The organism is Paraburkholderia aspalathi (genome assembly GCF_900116445.1).
Lineage (GTDB): Bacteria > Pseudomonadota > Gammaproteobacteria > Burkholderiales > Burkholderiaceae > Paraburkholderia > Paraburkholderia aspalathi.
Window position 1 is genome coordinate 39,762 of sequence record NZ_FPBH01000047.1, and the last position, 22,016, is coordinate 61,777.

21 protein-coding genes are annotated in these 22,016 nt (G+C 62.4%); 10 read left to right on the forward strand and 11 right to left on the reverse strand.

The features are described 5' to 3' along the window. Positions 1–86 precede the first annotated feature (86 nt). Positions 87–959, forward strand: a complete 873-nt coding sequence (gene rsmA, locus BM438_RS40870; RefSeq protein ID WP_093646524.1) for a 16S rRNA (adenine(1518)-N(6)/adenine(1519)-N(6))-dimethyltransferase RsmA — start codon at positions 87–89, stop codon at positions 957–959. Between the two features lie 65 nt (positions 960–1,024). Here the strand turns inward: rsmA and BM438_RS40875 are convergent, their stop codons facing one another. Then, positions 1,025–1,960 carry a DMT family transporter gene (locus tag BM438_RS40875; RefSeq protein WP_093646527.1) on the reverse strand — a complete coding sequence of 312 codons (936 nt, stop codon included), beginning with the start codon at positions 1,958–1,960 and terminating at the stop codon, positions 1,025–1,027. A gap of 355 nt (positions 1,961–2,315) precedes the next feature. On the opposite strand from BM438_RS40875, the gene BM438_RS40880 reads away from it, so the two are divergent. Further along, complete coding sequence (locus tag BM438_RS40880; protein ID WP_093646529.1) at positions 2,316–3,425, forward strand: porin; 1,110 nt, start codon at positions 2,316–2,318, stop codon at positions 3,423–3,425. Positions 3,426–3,532: 107 nt separating this feature from the next. On the opposite strand, the gene BM438_RS45140 is transcribed toward BM438_RS40880, so the two are convergent. Continuing rightward, a complete protein-coding gene (locus tag BM438_RS45140; protein ID WP_167378533.1) occupies positions 3,533–4,879 on the reverse strand; it encodes an MFS transporter in 1,347 nt (448 codons plus the stop codon). A gap of 102 nt (positions 4,880–4,981) precedes the next feature. Here BM438_RS45140 and BM438_RS45145 point away from each other — a divergent pair, with 102 nt between their 5' ends. From BM438_RS45145 to BM438_RS40905, 5 genes are all read left to right on the forward strand, one after another. Then, positions 4,982–5,938 (forward strand): LysR family transcriptional regulator, encoded by a 957-nt coding sequence (locus tag BM438_RS45145; protein ID WP_143131846.1) that lies wholly within the window; start codon positions 4,982–4,984, stop codon positions 5,936–5,938. A gap of 163 nt (positions 5,939–6,101) precedes the next feature. Next, entirely contained in the window at positions 6,102–6,791 is a 690-nt protein-coding gene (locus tag BM438_RS40890) for a TetR/AcrR family transcriptional regulator (protein WP_093646533.1), read from the forward strand. A 109-nt stretch (positions 6,792–6,900) separates the two neighbouring features. Then, on the forward strand, positions 6,901–8,721 hold the full coding sequence (locus BM438_RS40895; protein WP_093646536.1) for an alkyl sulfatase dimerization domain-containing protein: 1,821 nt from the start codon (positions 6,901–6,903) through the stop codon (positions 8,719–8,721). A 116-nt stretch (positions 8,722–8,837) separates the two neighbouring features. Further along, complete coding sequence (gene gloA, locus BM438_RS40900) at positions 8,838–9,224, forward strand: lactoylglutathione lyase (RefSeq protein ID WP_093646538.1); 387 nt, start codon at positions 8,838–8,840, stop codon at positions 9,222–9,224. Between the two features lie 26 nt (positions 9,225–9,250). Further along, on the forward strand, positions 9,251–9,649 hold the full coding sequence (locus BM438_RS40905; RefSeq protein ID WP_093646541.1) for a hypothetical protein: 399 nt from the start codon (positions 9,251–9,253) through the stop codon (positions 9,647–9,649). Between the two features lie 79 nt (positions 9,650–9,728). Here the strand turns inward: BM438_RS40905 and BM438_RS40910 are convergent, their stop codons facing one another. The 9 genes from BM438_RS40910 to BM438_RS40950 form a co-directional block, all read right to left on the reverse strand. Further along, positions 9,729–10,619, reverse strand: a complete 891-nt coding sequence (locus tag BM438_RS40910; protein ID WP_093646543.1) for a M48 family metallopeptidase — start codon at positions 10,617–10,619, stop codon at positions 9,729–9,731. Positions 10,620–10,663: 44 nt separating this feature from the next. Further along, a complete protein-coding gene (locus BM438_RS40915) occupies positions 10,664–11,422 on the reverse strand; it encodes a lysophospholipid acyltransferase family protein (protein ID WP_093646546.1) in 759 nt (252 codons plus the stop codon). 40 nt (positions 11,423–11,462) lie between these two features. Beyond that, on the reverse strand, positions 11,463–12,017 hold the full coding sequence (gmhB, locus tag BM438_RS40920; RefSeq protein ID WP_093646548.1) for a D-glycero-beta-D-manno-heptose 1,7-bisphosphate 7-phosphatase: 555 nt from the start codon (positions 12,015–12,017) through the stop codon (positions 11,463–11,465). Between the two features lie 10 nt (positions 12,018–12,027). Beyond that, on the reverse strand, positions 12,028–14,127 hold the full coding sequence (glyS, locus tag BM438_RS40925) for a glycine--tRNA ligase subunit beta (RefSeq protein ID WP_093646551.1): 2,100 nt from the start codon (positions 14,125–14,127) through the stop codon (positions 12,028–12,030). Positions 14,128–14,142: 15 nt separating this feature from the next. Beyond that, on the reverse strand, positions 14,143–15,150 hold the full coding sequence (gene glyQ, locus BM438_RS40930; RefSeq protein ID WP_093646553.1) for a glycine--tRNA ligase subunit alpha: 1,008 nt from the start codon (positions 15,148–15,150) through the stop codon (positions 14,143–14,145). 206 nt (positions 15,151–15,356) lie between these two features. Further along, positions 15,357–16,202, reverse strand: a complete 846-nt coding sequence (locus tag BM438_RS40935; RefSeq protein ID WP_234487843.1) for an FkbM family methyltransferase — start codon at positions 16,200–16,202, stop codon at positions 15,357–15,359. Between the two features lie 160 nt (positions 16,203–16,362). After that, positions 16,363–17,973 (reverse strand): FMN-binding glutamate synthase family protein, encoded by a 1,611-nt coding sequence (locus BM438_RS40940; RefSeq protein ID WP_093646557.1) that lies wholly within the window; start codon positions 17,971–17,973, stop codon positions 16,363–16,365. 226 nt (positions 17,974–18,199) lie between these two features. Next, on the reverse strand, positions 18,200–19,345 hold the full coding sequence (mnmA, locus tag BM438_RS40945; protein WP_093646560.1) for a tRNA 2-thiouridine(34) synthase MnmA: 1,146 nt from the start codon (positions 19,343–19,345) through the stop codon (positions 18,200–18,202). Positions 19,346–19,467: 122 nt separating this feature from the next. After that, positions 19,468–19,950 carry an NUDIX hydrolase gene (locus BM438_RS40950; protein WP_093646562.1) on the reverse strand — a complete coding sequence of 161 codons (483 nt, stop codon included), beginning with the start codon at positions 19,948–19,950 and terminating at the stop codon, positions 19,468–19,470. A 236-nt stretch (positions 19,951–20,186) separates the two neighbouring features. On the opposite strand from BM438_RS40950, the gene BM438_RS40955 reads away from it, so the two are divergent. From BM438_RS40955 to BM438_RS40965, 3 genes are all read left to right on the forward strand, one after another. Then, positions 20,187–21,329, forward strand: a complete 1,143-nt coding sequence (locus BM438_RS40955; protein WP_093646564.1) for a Re/Si-specific NAD(P)(+) transhydrogenase subunit alpha — start codon at positions 20,187–20,189, stop codon at positions 21,327–21,329. A 10-nt stretch (positions 21,330–21,339) separates the two neighbouring features. Beyond that, positions 21,340–21,672, forward strand: a complete 333-nt coding sequence (locus tag BM438_RS40960) for an NAD(P) transhydrogenase subunit alpha part 2 (protein WP_028198874.1) — start codon at positions 21,340–21,342, stop codon at positions 21,670–21,672. After that, the coding region (locus BM438_RS40965) for an NAD(P)(+) transhydrogenase (Re/Si-specific) subunit beta (RefSeq protein ID WP_208620759.1) at positions 21,672–22,016 on the forward strand (345 nt) is incomplete at its 3' end. The genes BM438_RS40960 and BM438_RS40965, both read left to right, overlap by 1 nt.

Here is a 22,016-nt window from a genome sequence, read left to right on the forward strand (position 1 = left end):
GACGTTTGCGCGTTCGTTGCGCAGTCGTTGTGCGTATTCCTGGTTTGTTCCTATTCTTAAGCAGTTCTCTTTTTAGCGTTTCTTCGATGTCCACCAGCAGACAGCAACCGGGCCGGCACCAAGGCCATATCGCGCGCAAGCGTTTCGGACAGAATTTTCTGGTCGATATGGGCGTGATCGATTCGATCGTCGACGTGATCCGGCCGCAGCGCGGCGAGCGCATGGTCGAGATCGGGCCGGGGCTTGGCGCACTCACCGAACCGCTGATCGAGCGTCTGGCGACGCCCGAAGCGCCGTTGCACGCCGTCGAGCTGGATCGCGATCTGATTGGCCGCCTCAAGACAAAATTCGGCGACCTGCTCGAGCTGCACGCGGGCGATGCACTCGCGTTCGACTTCGGCACGCTGGCCGCACCGGGTGAGAAGGCGTCGCTGCGTATTGTCGGCAATCTGCCGTACAACATCTCGAGCCCGCTGCTGTTTCATCTGACCGCATTCGCGGATCGCGTGATCGACCAGCACTTCATGCTGCAGAACGAAGTTGTCGAGCGGATGGTGGCGGAACCGGGTACGAAGGCGTTCAGCCGCCTTTCGGTGATGCTGCAGTACCGCTACGTGATCGACAAGCAACTCGACGTGCCGCCTGACGCATTCAACCCGCCGCCGAAAGTCGATTCGGCGATCGTGCGGATGATTCCGTACGAAGTGCATGAACTGCCGGCCGTGGATGAGCGCGTGCTCGGCGAAGTCGTGACGGCGGCTTTCTCGCAGCGCCGCAAGATGCTGCGTAATACCTTGGCCGCGTTTCGAGATTCGGTGGATTTCGAGGCGCTCGGCTTCGATCTGCAACGCCGTGCCGAAGATGTGCCGGTGGCCGAATATGTGCGTGTGGCGCAGATCGTGGCGGCTTCGCCGTCGCGTGGCGCCGCGGCCGCGGAAACTGGGACTGACGACGCCTGAGTGGCGTTGCACGGTCTTGAAGGAAGCGCGCTGCGTCCTGCAGCGCGCGTGAAACGCCCCACGCCTTAAGCGGCAACCCGCTTCGCCGGCAGATTGACCAGCGCGATGCCGGTCAGCACCAGCGCCGCGGCCATCAGAAAGCGCAGGCTGAACGACTCGCCGAGCAACAGCACGCCAAAGGTCACGCCGAACAACGGCGTCAAGAACGAAAACACCGAAAGGCGCGACGCGATGTAACGCGTCAACAGCCAGAACCACAGCAGATAGCTGACGAACGCCACGATCACCGCCTGGTACGCGAGGCTCATCACTGCCAGTGGCGTGACGGTTTCCACGCGTGCCTGCCCGAGCCCTAGTGCGAGCGCGAGCAGCACCACCGCCGACACCGTCAATTGATAGAACAGCGTCTTGCTGGCGCTCGTGCAAGCGAGACGTGTGGCGCGCACCACCACCGTGGTCGCGGCCCATGTGATGCCGCCCAGCACGCCGAGCGCGTCGCCGGCAACGCCCTTCAGCGTCGAACCCTGCGCCCCGTGGCCATGCAGGAAACCGTCGGCGAACGCCAGCGCGATGCCGGCAAACGCCACCAGGATGCCGAGCCACTGAGTGCGCCGCATGCGCTCGCCAGCGACGAACCAGTGCAGCCCGAGTGTCGTGAAGCACGGTGCGGTGTACAGAAAGACCGCCATACGCGAAGCGCTGGTCAGCGTCAGGCCGAGAAAAATGCACACGAATTCCCCGGCGAACAGCACGCCCGCGAGCAAGCCGGCGCCCAATGTGCCGTCGTCGCGAAAGAGCGGCGTACCGCGCGAGCGGGCCCAGCCCCATACCAGCACGGCTGCGATTGCCGAGCGCAGGCCGGCCTGGAATACCGGTGGTAGTGCGGCGTTGGTGCTCTTGATCGCGACTTGCTGGAGTCCCCAGATCGCGCACAAACCGATCATCAGCAGGATGGCGAAGCTATCCAGGGTGCGGCGCGTGGATAGGGCGGTGGTGCTCATGGGTTGTGCAGGGTCACTGTCATAAGTCATACGATATCAAAGCTATCTGCCCCGTAATGCGATGACCCCATCGCCTACGCGTGCTTCTTTCAGGCTGCAAGCACTTCGATGACATAACAACACTTACTTCAGTCTATTTTCTTACAGCCCCTATTTCGCGCTAAGGTTCACCCACACGCATTTCGTCAGCTTATTCAAACAGTCTGAATTGGCTGTTGTGCGAGGTTCCAACGCGGACTTCGCATCCTACCTGTCGATTTGCGCGGCCTCAGATGAACAGCGTGCCGGTACTTTGCAGCAGGCGTGGCGGTGTCGAAATATCCGTGAAAAGCGGGAATCTGTATGAGGAGACGAAATGAAGCGCGTAAGCAAGTGGGCGATGGCGGTGGTGCCGGCAGCGCTGGCGTGTCAAATGGCGCACGCTCAATCGAGCGTGACGCTCTACGGTGTGATCGACGAAAGTGTGCACTATCTGACCCACGCAAACCAGGCCGGCGATTCGTCGATCGGACTCGGTAACGGCGGCATGACGGAAAGCCGCTGGGGGATAAGGGGCGTCGAGGATCTGGGCGGCGGCTGGTCGACGTTCTTCAAGCTCGAAAACCGCTTCTACATGAATACCGGCCAAAGCGATCCCACCTTGCCGTTCTTCAATGAAGCGCAAGTGGGCGTGCGCTCGGATTCCCTTGGGCAGGTGATCTTCGGCCGTCAGTACAACGTGATGATCGAGGGCATTACCATCGGCGGCTACGGCAGCAATATCTGGATTCCATACGATTTCAGCTTCCAGCCGGAAGTGACGATGACAGGCGGCATCTGGACCAGCAACCAGGTGCAGTATCAGGCGAAATATAACGGTTTCCATGTTGCCGCCGGCTACGCATTTGGCGGCAACGCGGGCAATTCGTACGGCAGCCAGATCGGCATGGCGCTGGCTTACGCGCCGGGTGGGCCATTCACCTTCGGCGGCGCGTATCAGGAGTCGAAAGATTCGGTCAACGGCGCCGCCGCGAAAGCGTGGACCTTCGGCGGGTCGTACACGTGGAACCTGACCCGGTTCTCCGTCGGCTATATCGTCGATCAGAATGACGCCGGCTTTTCGAATTTCGCCAACGGGCCATTCACCGCACCCGCGTTGGCCGCGCTCAAGTACACGGACTTTTCGCGGCGCCGCATGATCATGGGCGGTATCACACAGCAGGTCAGCAACAAGTGGCACTTCGCCGCGAATGTCTGGCGCACGCTGCAGGACGGCAAAACTGCCGCGCAGAACGGTTCGGCATGGCAGTACCAACTGGTCGCCGACTACAACTTGTCTCTACGTACCGATATCTATCTGGAAGGCGACTACTCGCTGTACCGGGGTGACCTGATCGGCGCGCAGTTGCAGGGCGTCAACGGTGTCGGGCTTGCGCAGAAGGGTAGCCAGATCGGTTTGATGGCGGGCATGCGGCATCAGTTCTGAGTACTTGCCTACTTCGGTGCGCGCCCAGATTGCCCTCTACCGTGCTGAGATGTTCGCCGTTCACGTTCACGGTGTAACTCGCGGTGGCGAACATGCTGCCGCGCGTCTCACCCCGCCGCGCCCTCCATACGCCGCTTCGACCGTTGCGGATCGATCAACGCGAAACCTGCTGTACCCACGATCAGCAACAACGTGCCGGTTACCGCGAATCCGATCTCATAGCCACGCACGTCGCCTGCGGCGCCGAGCAGCTTGCCCATCGCGACGGGGCCGATCAGTCCGGCGGTGGTAACGATCGAGTTGGTGATGGCGAGCAGGGCGCCGCGCCGTGCCGCCGGTGCGACTTCGGCGACTAGCATCGGGCCGAAGGTGAACGTCTGGATCGCCAACGCGCTGGCGAGTCCCATCAACGCCACCTTGAGGAACGGCGGCGCACCGAGCAGCAGCGAGCAGTACGCCAAACCGCTCACCACGCATGCGGCACTGATCAGTTTGCCGCGCGCCACCTTCGACGGCACGCCGCGCTTGAGCATGCGATGCGAAGCCATCGCGAGCGCGATGCCGAGCGGGATCTGCGCCGCAACTTGCAGCGCGAACAACCAACCCGCCTGGGTCGCGCCAAAGCCAAGGCCGAGCCGGAAATACGCAGGCACCCAGGTGAAGCCAATCGCGATCACCGCATAGCCAACAAAGCATTGCAGCATCACGCCGATAACCGTGCGGTCGCTCAGCATGCGCCGAAAGCGCAATGACGCAGCACGTGGACCGGCCGCTGCGGCGACAAACGCGGGTGACGGGTTGTGCTGACGATTACCCGTCTTGCCCAGGCACAGCCACAAAACGGTCCAAACGATGCCGACGGCGCCGAGCGTGAGAAATGTCGCGTGCCAGTGCCACCGCTGCGAGATATAGGTAAGCAACGGCCCGGCGATGATGACGCCCGCAGTCGCCCCTTGTTGCACGATGGCCGTGGGCAGATTGCGTTCGTGGTCGTCGAACCAGGTGTAGACCACATGCAGTGCGAGCGGCGAGGCCGGTCCTTCGCCCGCCCCCAGCAGAACGCGACACAGCAGCAGCACGGCAAAGCTCGTCGGCCATGCGAGCGGCAACTGCGCGACCGCCCAGATCAACGCAAGCGCGGCGAGCAGCCATTTCATATTGACGCGGTCGGCGATCAGACCGACGGCGATACCCGAGATCGAGAACAACAGGAAAAACGCGCTGCCGACGAGGCCGAACTGACTGTGCGTCAACTGCATGTCATGCATTAGCGGGATCGCGACAAGACCGAGCACGGCCTTGTCGGCGAAGTTGATCAGCATGAACAGGAACAGCGAGGCGACGATCACCCAGCGGCGTCCTTGCGCGGTCTCGCGAGCCTGGGTGGGATAAGCCGACGCTGTGTCGGCGGCTAGCGCCGTGCAGCGCTTCGTGCTGCTGAGGAAAGTGGGCAAAAGGTGTCTCCATTTCTGGCGCGGGGCGCTGGGTTTTCGCCCATTTGAGGTGGTATAACTGAATTGTTCAAGTGCATTCTCGTTATCGGGAGCTTGCAAACTATGCATGAGGTCAATTCCCGCCGCCTTACCCATCTGATCGCGCTCGCCGAGGAAGGCAGCTTTGCACGCGCGGCAGAGCGGGTTCATTTGAGCCAGCCCGCATTGAGCCGCAGCATTCAGGCGCTCGAAGAGGAAGTCGGCATGAAATTGTTCGACCGCGCCGCGCGCGGCGTCGCGATGACGGCGGCCGGGCGGCTGCTGGTCGAGCGCGCCCGGCGCGTGCTGTTCGAAACGCGCTGCCTGTTCCGCGACGTCGAATTGCTGAAGGCGCATGAACTCGGCGAGGTGCGCATCGGCCTCGGGCCTTACGCGGCGGTGGTGCTGCTGCCAGACCTGCTGGTGGAGTTCTCGCGGCGCTTTCCGAAGATCAAGGTGTCGATTGAACTCGGCGAAGGCGATGCGCTGTTCGCCAAGCTGCGCGCCGAGCAGGTCGATTTTCTTGTCACCGACCGCCGTGTGCCGCCCGTCACGCCCGATGTCACGTTGCAGCGTCTGCCGCGTCACGAGGGCGGCTGGTTCGCGCGGCCGGACCATCCGCTGTTTGCGCGCGGCACGGTGCAGCTTGCGGCGTTGCGTGAGTTCCCGCTGGTCTCGGTGACCTTGCCCGCATTCATGAAGGACGCCCTGCACCGCCTGCTCAAGTACCGCGCGCATGAGCAGATTCCGTTGCAGATCGAATGTAACGACGTGGCGGTACTGAAGGACGTCGTGGCGCAGACCGATGCCGTGCTGTTTTCCACGGCGTCCGCGGTGCGGCGCGATCTGGAGATGCAGCGGCTGGCGCGCATTCCGCTCGTCAATCCGCCGCGTCTCGCGCTGGAATTCGCGCTGGTGTATCTGGCCGAGCGCACGCCTTCGCCCGCCGCGTATTCCGCGTTGGGACTCGCCGAACAGGTGATGGAGGACGCCAACCGCGCCGCGCGGGGCTTGCTGCATCCCGAGTCATTGGCGACGTGAATGGACCGCTGAACTGTTGGTCGGTTGATCGCATGACCGGCCCTCGTGATTACCCTGGATGCGGTTGACACAGCGATCCCAATCGCGGACGATCCGGAATCAGGATTCCGGTTTGCCGTGAATCTTCAATTTTTCAGAACAGCGAACCGAGGCTGAACACCGCATGACGACGACTTCACCGCGCGGCCGCGAAGCGCAGCCCAGCGCCATCGCCGCGCCACGTCAGACGCGCAGTCAGCAAGGGCTCGTTCGCATGCTGCAAGCCGGACGCGAGTTGATCGAAGCGAGCGGCAATCTCGACGATCTGTCGATCAACGACATCGTCGAGCGTGCAGGTACGTCGATCGGCGCGTTCTATCGGCGCTTCGACAACAAGGACAGTTTCTTCGAAGTCGTCCAGGACGCGGCGATGCAGGAGGGGCTCGCGCACGTACGCGAGACCGTCGAGCGTGATCCGGCCTGGCGTTCGAACGACGCGGGCACGCTTGCCGACGCCGTCATTTCGTTTTACGTGATGACGTTCCGGCGCAATCGCGGGTTGTATCACGCGTCGTTACTGCGGGCGTCGCAGCGTAAAGCCAACTGGGACGCCGTGAAATCGACCAATCACGAGGTGCTGGCGATGATCGTGCCGCGTCTCGTTAGCGCGCTGGCAAAGTCGCGAGGCATTAAGGCCGGCGGCGACGCGATCCAGTCGCTCGAATTCGAAGTGCGCGCCACCCTGCAAATGATCCTCGGCATGCTGGTCAACAGCGTGCTGAACGACCCGGGTCCGTTGTCGCTCTCCAGCCGGCAACTGCGGTCATGGCTGCAAATCCGGGTGCGGCGTTGCCTTGGTTTGCCGGACGGCTGATTTTTTTGCCTAGAAATCGGAATCAGAATTCCGGTTCTATTAATCAAGAACAAATACAGATGCCGCGCGAGTGCCATTCTGCGCGGACAAATATTCAAGGAGACACCGCATGAGTTCATGTTGCCCCGAACGGGTCCGCAATCCCGCCTTCGATGCGCCGCATATCGGCGAACCGCTGGACGTCGCGTTCGACGCCGGCGTCAATCTCGCCTACGCCGTCGCCGCACCAACCGTGCCGCCGCGCCTGACCGAACACTCGCGGCGCATGGCGCAGCGTATCTATCGTGTCGCCGAACGCGTGTATTGCGCGGTCGGCTACGCGATCGCGAACATCATCTTCGTGGTGGGTGACGACGGCATCGTGGTCATCGATGCGACTGAGGCGGTGTCCGCTGCGAAGCGCATCTATGAGGACTTCTGCGCGATCGATCCGCGTCATGCCGAGCTGCCGGTCAAGGCCGTCGTCTATACGCATAATCACACGGACCACACCGGCGGCGTGCGCGCTTTCGTCGATGAGGCCGCGCTCGAGGCGGGCAGCGTCGAGATCATCGCGCATCGCTCGTTGATGGATACCGTAATCAACAACGCGAACCTCGTCGCACCGATTCTCGCCACACGTTCGGCCTACAGCTTCGGCACACTGTTGCCGGCCGGCGCGACCGGCAAGGTCAACGCGGGCATCGGGCCGGTGCTGATCGCCGAGCCGGCGAGCTTCTTTGCGCCGACCCGCGTGTTCGACGACAAGCTCGATATCGCGCTGGCCGGCGTGCGTTTCGAGTTCCGCTACGCGCCTTCCGAAGCCGACGACGAAATCGTCATGTGGTTGCCCGAGCTTGGCGTGCTGCTGTCGGCGGAAGTGATCCAGGGCGAATGTCTCGCGAACGTGCATACGCTGCGCGGCACGCGTTATCGCGACCCGGTGCGTTGGTATCAGACCATCGATATGATGCGCGGCTTCAACGCGGCGCATATGGTGCCGGCGCATGGCCGTCCGGTATCGGGCGCGCAGTATGTCGCCGAGGTGCTGTGCGTGTATCGCGACGCCATCCAGTTCATCCACGATCAGACCATTCGCCACATGAACTTCGGCATGAGCCCGGACGAACTTGCTGAGGCGATTCCAGCGCTGCCACCGCATCTCGCGGAGCATGCGTGGCTTGGCGAGTACTACGGCACGGTCAAGCATTCGGTGCGGCAGGTGTACAACGGTCAGCTCGGCTGGTTCGATGGCGATCCGGCGTCGCTCGATCCGCTGCCGCGTGCTGAACGTTCGCAGCGCATGGTGAAGATGATGGGCGGCGTGGAGGCGGTACGCGCCGCTGCGCGTATCGCCCTGGGTGACGGCGACTGGCGCTGGGCCGCGGAACTGGTCACGCTGCTGGTGCGCCTCGATACAAGCGACACTGACGCTCGCAGCATCAAGGCGAGCGCGTTGCGCGAGCTGGGCTACCGCACGGTGAATACCAACTGGCGCAACTGGTATCTGAGCGCGGCGCGCGAACTCGAACACGCCTACGACGAACTGCCGTTCGCGGGCAGCTCGAGCCTCGCCTCGACGGACGTGTTGCGCGCCCAACCGCTGCGCAATGTGTTCCAGCGCTTTAGCGTGAACGTAGATCCGGAACGTTGCGCCGATGTGCAGATGACACTCGCATTCCGCGTGACGGATCGCAACGAAACGCATGCGCTCGAATTGCGGCGTGGCGTGTTGCAGATTCACGAGCGCACACCATCGGCGATCGATGTTCAACTCGCGCTGGAAACCAGCACCCTGTACGGCATGTTGCGCGACATGGCGTCGCAGTTGCCCAAGTGCATCGAGAACGGCACAGTAGTACTGGAGCGCGGCACGGCCGAGCTGTTGCGCAGATTCTTCGATTGCTTCGACCGGCCCGCGCAGCGTATGCCCGCACTCACTACGCGATAGAAGCGGCTCGCATCGGCGTATCGGCGCAGCACCGAAAACGGCTGCGGCGCTCCCTGCAGCGCAGCGTGATTCCGGGTACATTGTCGTTCTCGACATCACGCACTTGGGAGTACACGATGCGCCTGCTTCACACCATGCTCCGGGTCGGCGACCTGGACCGTTCGATTGCGTTCTACACCGAGCTGCTTGGGATGAAATTGCTGCGCCGCGACGATTATCCGGAAGGCAAATTCACGCTGGCTTTCGTCGGCTATGAAGACGAACGCGACGGCACCGTTCTCGAACTCACGCACAACTGGGACACGCCGAAGTACGACCTCGGCTCCGGCTTTGGGCACCTCGCCGTCGAAGTCGCTGACGCGTACGCCGCCTGCGACAAGATCAAGGCCCAGGGCGGTAAGGTTGTCCGCGAAGCCGGTCCGATGAAACACGGCACCACCGTGATCGCTTTCGTCGAAGATCCGGACGGCTACAAGATCGAGTTTATCCAGAAGAAAAAGTGACGTAAGCGGCCGGGCGAGGACACGCAATGAATAACGGCAATCCCTACTTCAAAGAACTCGACGACATCCACGTCGAAATCCAGACTTTGTTCGACGGCTCCGCGGATCACGGCGCGCTGGATCGCATCATGGCGCGCTTCGCTCCGCAATTCACGCTGGTGATGCCGTCCGGTCTCGCACTGGACCACGCGGGCCTGCGCGAGATTTTTGCGAAGCTGAACGGCGCGCGCCCCGGCTCGCAGATCACGATTCGCGATATGGAGATCGTGTCCGAGTATCCGTCGGGCGCGGTGGTGAAATATCGGGAGTATCAACGCGACAACGCGGGCAATGCGAACGTGCGGCGCTCGACGGCGGTGATGGATCTCGACGCGCACGGCAAGGTGACGTGGCGTCACCTGCAGGAAACTTTCTGCACGGAGTGAGTGCTGGGTTTCAGAAAGCTGGCGCTTCGCGTTGAGGCGCCGGCTTTAAGTCCGCATGACCGAAGATGACCCGAAGGCCTCAAAGCGTCGGCAGCAATTCCGGCGGATGCGACTTCAACGTCTGCCGCGCTTCGCGGAATTCCGGAAAAATCGATTCGACTGTCTGCCAGAAGCGCGGACTGTGATTCATCTCACGCAGATGCGCGAGTTCGTGCGCCACGACGTAATCGATAATCGACAGCGGGAAGTGAATCAGCCGCCAGTTCAGGCGGATTTTCCCATCGCTCGAACAACTGCCCCAACGCGTGGCCGCAGAAGAGAGCGCATATGCGCGATAGTTGACGCCGAGCTTCTCGGCATAGATTGCAAGGCGCTCGCCGAACAGGCGCTTTGCTTCACCTTGCAGCCAGCCCTGCACACGATCCTTGATCTGCTGTGGGTCCGCTTGCAACGGCAGCGGCACTTGCAGTGCGGATTCATCCGCGTTGAACGCGAGCGTGCCTTGCGGTGAACCGAGCTTCACGCGCACCGGTTGGCCGAGATACGGCACTTCCGCACCGTCTTTCCAGTCGACCTTGGGCAACGCACGCTGTTCGACACGCGTCTGCCATTCGATCAGCTTCGTAAAAATCCAGCGCTGCTTTTCGGTGATCGCGGTTTCGATATCGGCGAGCGTGACCCAACGTGGTGCGGTAATCATCAGGCCGGTGCTGTCGATCGCAAAGCCGATCGAGCGGCGCGCCGAGCGCTTGAGCGCATAGTGCAGCGTGCGCGAACCAATGGTGAGGCTGCGCAGCTTGGTGCCGTCCGGTGCGAGCGGCACGGCCGGCTGCTGCCCGCTCTGCGAGCCCGCTGATGGTGCGGAGGGTGTTGGGGACGACGACGTCGACCCCGGCTCGGCGAAGAGCGGGAGATCGAGCTGCCGGTTATCGAGCGCCGCAGCGGGCTGCGACGTAGGAGACTTCTGCATCGGATTCGGCTTCGCGCAAATGCGCCTTCGAGGGCGCGGGCGCGTCAGATTGGTGCGGCGGCGGAGCTGCTTTCCGCCGCGCGGTACGCAGTAGGATCGATGCGGCGCATTTCAGCTTCGATCCACTGTTCGACGCGCGTGTTCACTTCATCGGGCGTGAGCCCCGTCGTGTCGATCGGCTTGCCGATCGACACTGTGACTATACCCGCATATTTGAGAAACGAGTTGCGCGGCCATAGACGTCCGGCGTTGTGCGCGATCGGCACGACCGGCGCGCCGGTGGCAATCGCAAAACGCGCGCCGCCGGTTTTGTACTTGCCTTGCTTGCCGGTCGGCGTACGTGTGCCTTCCGGAAACATGATGACCCAGGCGCCTTCGGCCATGCGTTGCTTGCCTTGCTTGATGACGGATTCGAACGCGTACTTGCCTTCCTTGCGGTCGATATGGACCATTTTCAACATGCCCAATGCCCAGCCGAAAAACGGCACGTACAGCAGCTCGCGCTTGAACACGTAGCACAGCGGCCGCGGCATCAGTGCCGGAAACGCCAGCGTTTCCCAGGCTGATTGATGCTTCGACAGCAGCACGGCCGGACCGTTAGGCAGGTTCTCATAGCCCTCGATCTTGTAGCGGATGCCGTTCAGCCAGCGCACCGTGTGAAGCGTGGCGCGGCACCAGCCGGCCGCCATCCAGTAGCGATTGTCGGCGCGCATGAACGGGAACGCGATGAAGCACGCGGTTGCGTACGGCACCGTGAAGAGCACGAAGTAGATCAGCAGCAGCAAAGAACGGATGAAGCGCATCGGCGTGGTCGGTGAGAGTTGGGGACGCGCGTGGCGCGCGTCACTCGTGAGCGTCGGAAAGGAAGTCGAGTGCGAACGCGCGCAGGTCGTCGTGCACGCGCGTGCCCTCGGGCAAGCCGCCCGCTGCGAGCGTCTTGCGGCCTTTGCCGGTCAGCACCAGATGCGTCGGGTGGCCGAGCGAGGCGCCCGCTTGCAGGTCGCGCATCGCGTCGCCGACCACCGGCGTATGGTGCGGATCGACTTCGAAACGTTCGGCGATCATCTTCAGCATGCCGGGTTTCGGTTTGCGGCATTCGCAGTGATCTTGCGCCGTGTGCGGGCAGAAGAACACGGCGTCGACGCGCCCGCCGACTGCCGCCGCCATGCGATGCATTTTCAGATGCATCGCATTGAGCGCGTTCATGTCGAAGAGACCCCGGCCGATGCCCGACTGGTTGGTCGCGACCGCCACGCGATAACCTGCCTGGTTGAGGCGCGCGATCGCTTCGAGCGAACCGGGCAGGGCAACCCATTCGTCCGGCGACTTGATGAACGCGTCGGAATCGACGTTGATCACGCCGTCGCGGTCGAGGATCACCACTTTTTTGGTCGGCATGGCGCGGGGCTCAGGCAGCGAGTCGGGAAATGTCGGCGACGCAATTCATCTGCTGATGCAGCGCGCCGAGCAAAGCCAAACGGTTGGCGCGCAACGCCGGATCTTCGGCGTTGACCATCACGTCGTTGAAGAAGGTGTCGACCGGTTCGCGCAGCGCGGCGAGCGCGGTGAGTGCGCCCGTGTAGTCGCGCGCGGCGAGTTGCGTCTGCACGCGCGGTGCAACCTGTTCGAGTTGCGCGTACAAGGCTTTTTCGGCCGCTTCGGTCAGCAGTGCAACCTGCACGCCGCCGGTCGCCGAACCTTCCGATTTCTTCAGGATGTTCGAAATCCGCTTGTTGGCCGCCGCGAGCGATGCGGCTTCCGGCAGCGCTGCGAATTCGCGCACTGCATCCAGGCGCGCGACGATATCGTCGAGGCGCGTCGGGTTCAGTGCCAGCACTGCGTCGATTTCACCCGGCGCGTAGCCGCGTTCGCGCAGCAGACCGCGCAGGCGGTCCATGCTGAATTCGTAGATCGCCTGCGTCGAATCGGCGACGCCCGGCACGGCGGCGAATTGCGCGTAAGCGGTGCGCAGCAATTCGATCAGATCGACCGGCAATTGCTTCTCGACCAGAATCCGCAACACGCCGAGCGCATGACGGCGCAGCGCGAACGGGTCTTTCTCACCGGTGGGTTGCAGGCCGATGCCCCAGATGCCGACCAGCGTTTCGAGCTTGTCGGCGAGCGCGACGACGGTGCCGGTTGCCGTGGCCGGCAACGCATCGCCGGAGAAGCGCGGCTGATAGTGTTCCGAGCAGGCCAGCGCGACTTCTTCCGGCTCGCCGTCGTGGCGCGCGTAGTACGTGCCCATCGTGCCTTGCAGCTCGGGAAATTCGCCGACCATGTCGGTGATCAGGTCGGCCTTGGCCAAACGTGCAGCACGCTTGGCGAGCGCGACATCTGCGCCGATCAGCGAGGCAATTGCACCGGCCAGCGCTTCGACGCGCTCGACGCGTTGCAGCGCCGAACCCAGCTTGTTGTGATACACGACGTTCGCGAGCAGCGGCACTCGCTCGGCGAGCGGCTTCTTCTTGTCCTGCTCGAAGAAGAACTTCGCATCGGCCAGGCGCGGACGCACCACGCGCTCGTTGCCTTCGACGATATCGCCAGGCGTTTTCGTTTCGATGTTCGACACGATCAGGAAGCGCGAGCGCAGCTTGCCGTTCGCATCCGTCAACGCGAAGTATTTCTGGTTCGTCTGCATTGTCAGGATCAGGCATTCCTGCGGTACTTGCAGGAATTCGTCCTCGAAACGGCAGGCGTAGACCACCGGCCATTCGACCAGCGAGTTCACTTCATCCAGCAGCGATTCGGGCATGACGACCTGGTCGCCGTCGGCTTGCGCGAGCAGATGCGTGCGGATGGTTTCCTTGCGGTCGGCGAAATTCGCGACCACACGGCCCTTGTGCATCAGCGTGTCGGCGTAAGAATCCGCGTGCTGGATCTGCACGAGGCCTTCGGACAGGAAGCGGTGGCCGAGTGTGGTGTCGTCGGCATCGACGCCCAGTGCCGTGACCGGCACGACCTGTTCGCCGTGCAAGGTGGTCAGACGGTGGACAGGACGCACGAACTGCACATTGGTGCCGTCCGGGCGCTGATACGTCATCACCTTCGGGATCGGCAACTTGGCGAGCGTTTCGTTGAGCGCGCTTTGCAGGCCTTCGGCGAGCGTGGCGCCCGGCGCGGCGTAGCGCAGGAAGAAAGCTTCGGCCTTGCCGTCCTGCGCGCGCTCCAGGTCGTTCACCGAAAAATCGGGGAAGCCGAGCGCAGCCAGTTTCTTCGCGAGCGGCGCGGTGGGCTGACCGTCTTTATCCAGCGCGACGGAAACCGGCAGCACTTTTTCGCGCACGTGTTTTTCCGGCGCGACCGAACGCACGTTCTTGATCGTGACGGCAAGACGGCGCGGCGTGGCGTAACGTTCGAACGACAGTTCGCCTTCGATCAGGTCGTGCGCCGCGAGGCGCTGCGCAATGCCTTCGGCGAACGCGTCGCCGAGACGCGCGAGCGCTTTCGGCGGCAGTTCTTCGGTCAGCAGCTCGACGAGCAGGGTAGCTTGATGGGGTTGAGTCATTTCTTGGTGTTCTCGTCAGTCCGGATCGATCTTGCGTTCGATTTTGAGCGGCGGCGCCCACGCGGGCATCGCGGCATCCTGTGCGTCGGTGGTCAGGCCGGGCACGCCGTGCACCGGATTGCCGAGCATCGGAAAACCGAGCTTTTCGCGCGAGTCGTAGTAAGCCTGTGCAACCAGACGCGACAGCGCGCGAATCCGGCCGATATACGCCGCGCGTTCCGTGACGGAGATCGCGCCGCGGGCATCCAGCAGATTGAACGTATGGCCGGCCTTCAGCACCAGTTCATACGCGGGCAGCGCGATCTGTGCGTCGATCATGCGCTTGGCTTCCGCTTCGTAGCTGTTGAAGAACGTGAACAGCAGATCGACGTTCGCATGCTCGAAGTTGTAGGTCGACTGTTCGACTTCGTTTTGGTGGTACACGTCGCCGTAAGTCAGGCGGCGAAGTTCCGGGCCGTTCGGGCCTTGCTCTTCCCACTCGGTCCAGACGAGGTCGTAGACGTTCTCGACCTTCTGAAGGTACATCGCGAGACGTTCGAGACCATAGGTGATTTCGCCCAGCACCGGCTTGCAATCCAGGCCGCCGACTTGTTGGAAGTAAGTGAACTGGGTGACTTCCATGCCGTTCAGCCACACTTCCCAGCCGAGACCCCAGGCGCCGAGCGTGGGATTTTCCCAGTCGTCTTCGACGAAGCGCACGTCGTTCTGCTTCAGGTCGAAGCCGAGCGCTTCGAGCGAGCCGAGGTACAGGTCGAGGATGTTTTCCGGCGCCGGCTTCAGCACGACCTGGTACTGGTAGTAATGCTGCAGGCGATTCGGGTTCTCGCCGTAGCGGCCGTCTTTCGGGCGGCGCGACGGCTGTACGTAGGCGGCTCGCCACGGTTCCGGACCAATGGCGCGCAGGAAAGTATGGACGTGGGACGTGCCCGCGCCGACTTCCATGTCGATCGGCTGGAGCAACGCGCAACCCTGCTTGTCCCAGTAGGACTGCAGTGTCAGGATGATTTGCTGAAACGTGAGCATGAAGTGCCTTTCGGGCATAGGGCCGCGCCGCAAACGCCGGAGCGCGCGAGCTGGCCGTGGAGCGAAGTGCTAAACCGTAGATTTTAACGGAAAGGGAGGGGGGTGTCCGTTTTGCGGGGTCGGACGGGGATTGAAGTGTTCTTCAAACGGAAAAAGGCCGCTGCAGGCGGCCGATAGTTGTTCGTTTCGTCGGGGTGTCCTGTCCGCTAACTGCTCAAACTCATCAATGCGTGCGTGGCGGAATCCGTCACTTCGACAAACCCGTCGATCTCCATCTCCAGTTCCCGCGGAAGTGCGAGCATATTGCACGACAACAAACGACCGTAGATATTTTCCGCACGTTCAAAGAAATTGTCTGGGTTGAACAAAGGCGGCAAGTGCCACCACAACCGGTATTCCTTCGACCACAACCACTCGATTAACGCCTGTGACCGATCGAGCCGGTCGTTTTCCACATAAATCACCGGCCGCGAGCGGGCAATCGTTTCCTCCGCCCCTAGCAACGCGTTCAACTCGAACCCTTCCACGTCGAGCTTCAGCAGCCCCACGGTATGTGAGCGCAGCGCATCGTCCAGCCGCACGCACGGAACCGGGAGCGTGTTCGCTGCGGCCTCGGTCTGCATCGACACGCCGCCAAAGTTGCCCAGCGCATCGTAGTCCGGTTGCGCGAAATACAGCGTCCCGGCTGCGGCCCCGCACGCGTACGGCCACGCGAGCACGTTACGCACACCATTGGCCGCGAGATTCGCACAGAGGTTCTGAAAGATCACCGGCTGAGGCTCAAAGGCGACGAGTACTTGGCGACGCGCCTGCGCCTCACGCGCCAGCATGATCGTATGCACGCCGATATTCGCGCCGACTTCCACGACGATGCCCGGCTGCACCAGCAACTGCCGCAACACGGCAGATTCGAGTTCGCTGCATTCGCCGTATTCGATGAGCGCGCGGCCTAGATAGAAGTCGTTCGGATTGGCGAGCATCCAGCCATGACGGGTCTGGACGAGTTGCGTATGAGCGCCAAGCGGCACCAAAGCAGGAGAGGGCGTAACCATGGACATTGAGCGGGAAAAAGATCACGCAAATGTACGATTCGCCGCTGCCCTTGTATATGAGACGAGCTCTTAAGGATTCTTATCTTTCTGCAAGAACTCGTCGTCTAAATCTAAGACTTAAGCGGCGACCGGTTCACAAGCCAATCGCCGTCACAAAGCCTTACGTCGCGGCCAGTTCAACTTTCGGCGCAAACGAATCGCTTTGCGCCATCGGCCAATATTTCTCGTACAACGTGTAACGATAGTTGCCGTTCAGCAGATCGTTCGGATCGAGATACTTCAACAGATCGGACATCAACCGCACTTCATGCGACGACACGCGCCGCACGATGTGATGCGCGCGCAGTTCCGCCGGGTGCTTGAGCCCCGCCGCCTGAATGATTTCCTTCAGCGCATGCAGCGTGTTGTGATGGAAGTTGAAGACACGGTCGGCCTTGTCCGGCACCACCAAAGCACGCTGACGCACCGGATCCTGCGTCGCGACGCCCGTCGGGCAGCGGCCGGTGTGGCAGGTCTGGGCCTGAATGCAGCCGACCGCGAACATGAAGCCACGCGCCGCGTTGACCCAATCCGCGCCGATCGCCAGCGTTTTGGTGATATCGAATGCGGTAATCATCTTGCCGCTCGCGCCGATGCGGATGCGCTGACGCAAGCCGATGCCGACGAGCGTGTTGTGCACCAGCAGCAAGCCTTCCTGCAACGGCACGCCGACGTGATCGGTGAACTCCAGTGGCGCTGCGCCCGTGCCGCCTTCCGCACCGTCGACCACGATAAAGTCCGGCAGAATCCCGGTCTCCAGCATCGCCTTCGCAATGCCGAAGAATTCCCACGGATGCCCGATGCACAGCTTGAACCCGGTCGGCTTGCCACCGGACAGCGTGCGCAAGCGGTCGACGAATTCGAGCAGGCCGCGCGGCGACGAAAATTCGGAATGGGTGGCGGGCGAGATGCAATCGCGGCCCATCGGCACGCCGCGCGTCTCCGCAATCTCGGGTGTGATCTTCGCGGCCGGCAGCACGCCGCCGTGACCAGGCTTCGCGCCTTGCGAGAGCTTCACCTCGATCATCTTCACTTGCGGCTCGGCGGCCTGCTTCGCGAACTTCTCCGCGCTGAAGGTGCCGTCGTCGTTACGGCAGCCGAAGTAGCCCGAGGCGATTTCCCAGATGATGTCGCCGCCATGCTCGCGGTGGTATTTCGACATCGAACCTTCGCCGGTGTCGTGCGCGAAATTGCCTTTCTTCGCGCCGAGGTTCAGCGCCATGATCGCGTTCGCCGACAGCGAGCCGAAGCTCATCGCGGAGACGTTGAAGATCGACATCGAATAAGGCTGCGCGCGATCGGGTCCGACCACGATACGGAAGTCGTGGTTGTCGAGCGTGGTCGGCGCGAGCGAGTGGCTGATCCATTCGTGCGCGACGGCTTTGACGTCGAGCTCAGTGCCGTATGGGCGGCTGTCCACGTCGTTCTTCGCGCGTTGATAGACGATGCTGCGTTGCGCGCGTGAGAACGGTTTCTCGTCGGTATCGTCCTCGACGAAATACTGGCGGATTTCCGGGCGGATGAATTCGAACAGGAAACGGAAGTGGCCCCACAACGGATAGTTACGCAGAATCGCGTGATGCTGCTGCGTCAGATCGAACAGGCCGAGTGCGACGAGCGCCACCGGCACGATGATCCAGAACCACGAAATGTGATTCGTCGCGGCAAACAGAGCGCAGATGGCGAACAGCACGACTGCGCACCACATCGCCAGATAACGTCGAGAAAACATGGGGACTCCAGTGCAGTGAGGATCGTCGCGGAGGGATCGTCAACGCTGTCGGCGCAAACGGAGTCTGCCGCGAGGGGAACGAACACCTGTTTGTTATGGTGAAACGAGCTGCGGCTCGAAGGTGAAGCGCATCGGTGAAGCGTGAAGTCTGAAGCTTGAAGATGAGGCATGCAGGTAAAGCGCGTGCGGCGGCGCTAAAGCGTTGCCGCACGATCGAATTCATGGTTCAACGGGCGGTGAGCAACGCTGCCTGTTGCGGCTGGCGCGCCGTTGGCTGCCCGGTCATCGCGTGTTCGATGATGCCGCCGCCGAGACACACGTCGCCATCGTAGAGCACTGCAGATTGCCCCGGTGTGACAGCCCATTGCGCGGCGTCGAAATTCAGCTCGAAAAGGCCTTCGCCGGCACCTGCCGCGCTGAAGGAGCACGGTGCGTCCGCTTGCCGGTAACGGGTTTTCGCGCCGCACGCGAAACCGTCGGCCGGCGGCTCGCCAGCGACCCAGCTCGTATTGCCCGCGGAGAGCGTATGGCTCAGCAGCCACGGGTGGTCATGGCCTTGCGCGACATACAGCGTGTTCGACGCAATATCCTTCCCGGCGACGAACCACGGCTCGCCGCTGCCTTCCTTGCTGCCGCCGAGCCCGATGCCCTTGCGCTGCCCGAAGGTGTAGAAGGCGAGGCCGATGTGTTCGCCGACCACCTTGCCGTCGGTGGTTTTCATCGGGCCGGGTTTGGTCGGCAGATAGCGGTTCAGGAAATCGCGGAACGGCCGTTCGCCGATGAAGCAGATGCCGGTCGAATCTTTCTTCTTCGCATTCGGCAGCGCGATCTGTTCGGCGATCTCGCGGACTTTGGTTTTCGGAATCTCGCCCAAAGGAAACAGCGTTTTCGACAACTGCGCCTGATTCAGCCGATGCAGAAAGTACGACTGGTCTTTCGTATGATCGAAGGCCTTCAGCAGTTCGAAGCGCCCGTTGTTCTCCCGCACGCGCGCATAGTGGCCGGTCGCGATGGTTTCCGCGCCGAGCGACATGGCGTGATCGAGGAAGGCCTTGAACTTGATTTCGGCGTTGCACAGCACGTCCGGATTCGGCGTGCGGCCGGCCGAATATTCGCGCAGGAATTCGGCGAACACGCGGTCTTTGTATTCGGCAGCGAAGTTGACCGCTTCGACGTCGATGCCGATCAGGTCCGCCACCGAGACGACGTCGATCCAGTCCTGCCGCGTCGAGCAGTACTCGCTGTCGTCATCGTCTTCCCAGTTTTTCATGAACAGGCCGACTACGTCGTAGCCCTGTTCCTTCAGCAGCCATGCGGTAACCGACGAATCGACGCCGCCCGACATGCCTACTACGACTTTCTGCTTGCTCATAAGGTGCTCACTGGGTACTGCGTGACTTCGTTGATCGTGGGTTGACCGTGTTGCCCTGTCGTTTGCCTCGCCGCTTGTGACGGATCAGGCCCGTTTCGTTTGTGCGGGTTGCGTACGGCTATTTACGCCTGTTTGCGCCCGACCGAATGCGTGTGCACGAAGTCGAGCGGGAAACGCCGTCCCGCGAGGTAATCGTCGAGACATTGCATGACAAGCGGCGTGCGGTGCCGTTCGGGGCAGGCGCGCAATTCATCAGCGCTCATCCACAGCGTGCGGACAATGTCGGGATCGAGCGCGCGCTCGGTATCCGCTTTGCCGCTCGCGCCGCAATAGGTGAAGCGCAGATACGTCACGCCCTCACTGCCGAGCCGCTCGAAATGCGTCATATACATGCCGACCAGCGCCTCGGGCGTGAACGGATGCGCGGTTTCCTCGAGCGTTTCGCGGATGACCGCTTCCAGAAGCGTTTCGCCCGCTTCCAGATGGCCGGCGGGCTGATTCAGGCGCAGGCCGTCGGCGGTATGTTCCTCGACCACGAGAAAACGCCCGTCACGCTCGACGATGGCCGCAACGGTGACGTGCGGCAGCCAAGTTTCCGGTTTCATGGGTGCGCATTTTACCGTTTATGGGCCTGGGCTGCCCGGAAGCGAGGCGGACGGCTGCGAGGGCCGCCCAGCCGCAGCCGGTGAGCCACCTCGGTCGCCGGGCACCCCCGGATTGTCCCCGATTTCTGCGCACCCCCAGGTTTCGGTTAAAGTGACGCCGTTAGCCGTTGCACTTGCAAGCCGGCGTGCCTCGTCGGCAGCTCTGTCGTAAAACAGGAAGTCGAGGAGGAGAAAAGATGCACATCGGAGTGCCAGCCGAGACGCGCGCGCACGAAACCCGCGTCGCCGCGACGCCCGAAACGGTCAAGAAGTATGTGACCCAGGGCCACCGGGTCACGATCCAGAGCGGCGCCGGCACCGGCGCAAGCTTTCCTGACGAAGCTTTTACAGCCGCCGGCGCGGAAATCGTCGATGCGGCTACTGCCTTTGGGGCTGATCTGGTCCTCAAGGTCCAGTCGCCGACCGATGCCGAGTTGCCGCTTCTGAAGCGCGGCGCGACGCTGGTCGGCATGCTCGATCCGTTTAATACCGAAAACTCATCAAAGCTGGCGGCTGCGGGCGTTACCGCGTTCGCACTCGAAGCCGCGCCGCGTACCACGCGGGCGCAGAGCCTTGACGTGCTGTCGTCGCAGGCGAACATCGCCGGGTACAAGGCGGTGCTGCTGGCGGCCACGCTTTATCCGCGCTTCATGCCGATGCTGATGACGGCAGCCGGGACCGTGAAAGCGGCCCGTGTGCTGATTCTCGGCGCGGGTGTGGCGGGTCTGCAGGCCATCGCGACCGCCAAGCGCCTGGGCGCCGTGATCGAAGCCTCGGACGTGCGTCCGGCGGTGAAAGAGCAGATCGAATCGCTCGGCGCCAAATTCCTTGATGTCCCTTACGAAACCGATGAGGAGCGCGAAGCCGCGCAGGGCGTCGGCGGCTACGCGCGGCCGATGCCGCCTTCGTGGCTTGCGCGGCAATCCGCACTGGTCCACGAACGGGCCAAACAGGCTGATATCGTGATCTCGACGGCCCTGATCCCGGGCCGCGCTGCGCCGACGCTGATCTCGGTAGAAACCGTGCAGGCGATGAAACCCGGCTCCGTGCTGGTCGACCTCGCGGCAGGACGCGGCGCCGAGTACGAAGGCCGTCGTGGCGGCAACTGTCCGCTGACCGAGGCGGATCAGGTCGTCCTGAAACATGGCGTGCAGATCGTCGGCTATACGAATCTGGCCTCGATGGTCCCCGCCGACGCGTCGTCGCTCTACGCACGCAACCTGCTCGACTTCCTGAAGCTGATCATCACCAAGGAAGGCGCCCTGAACATCGATCTCGCAGACGACATCGTCGCGGCCACGCTGCTGGCCCGTGACGGCGAAGTCACGCGCAAGGCATAGGAGAACGGCGATGGAAGTCATCAACCACACCGTTATTAACCTGATCATCTTCGTGCTGGCGATCTACGTCGGCTACCACGTCGTCTGGAACGTCACGCCCGCGCTGCACACGCCGCTGATGGCCGTGACCAACGCGATTTCGGCGATCGTGATCGTCGGCGCGATGCTCGCGGCAGGCCTCACCGTGGGCGACACCGGCAAGTTCTTCGGCACGCTCGCAGTCGCGCTTGCGGCGGTAAACGTGTTCGGCGGATTCCTGGTGACAAGGCGAATGCTGGAGATGTTCAGGAAGAAAGAGCCGAAGAAGCTGATCGCTGACAAGACGGCCAAGGAGAACGCGTAATGAGTCTGAACGTCGTCACGCTGCTTTATCTGGTTGCGTCGGTCTGTTTCATCCAGGCGCTCAAGGGGCTGTCGAATCCGAAGACGGCGCGCACCGGCAATACCTTCGGCATGGTCGGGATGGCGATTGCGATCCTCACCACTATCGCGCTGATCGTTAAACAGGCGAATGCGCTCGGTTCGAATCTCGGGCTGGGGCTCGGCCTGCTGCTAGTCGCGCTGGTGATCGGCGGTGCGATCGGCGCGTTTGTCGCCGCGCGCGTCGAGATGACCAAGATGCCGGAACTGGTCGCAGCGATGCACTCGCTGATCGGTCTTGCGGCCGTGTGTATTGCGTATGCGGTG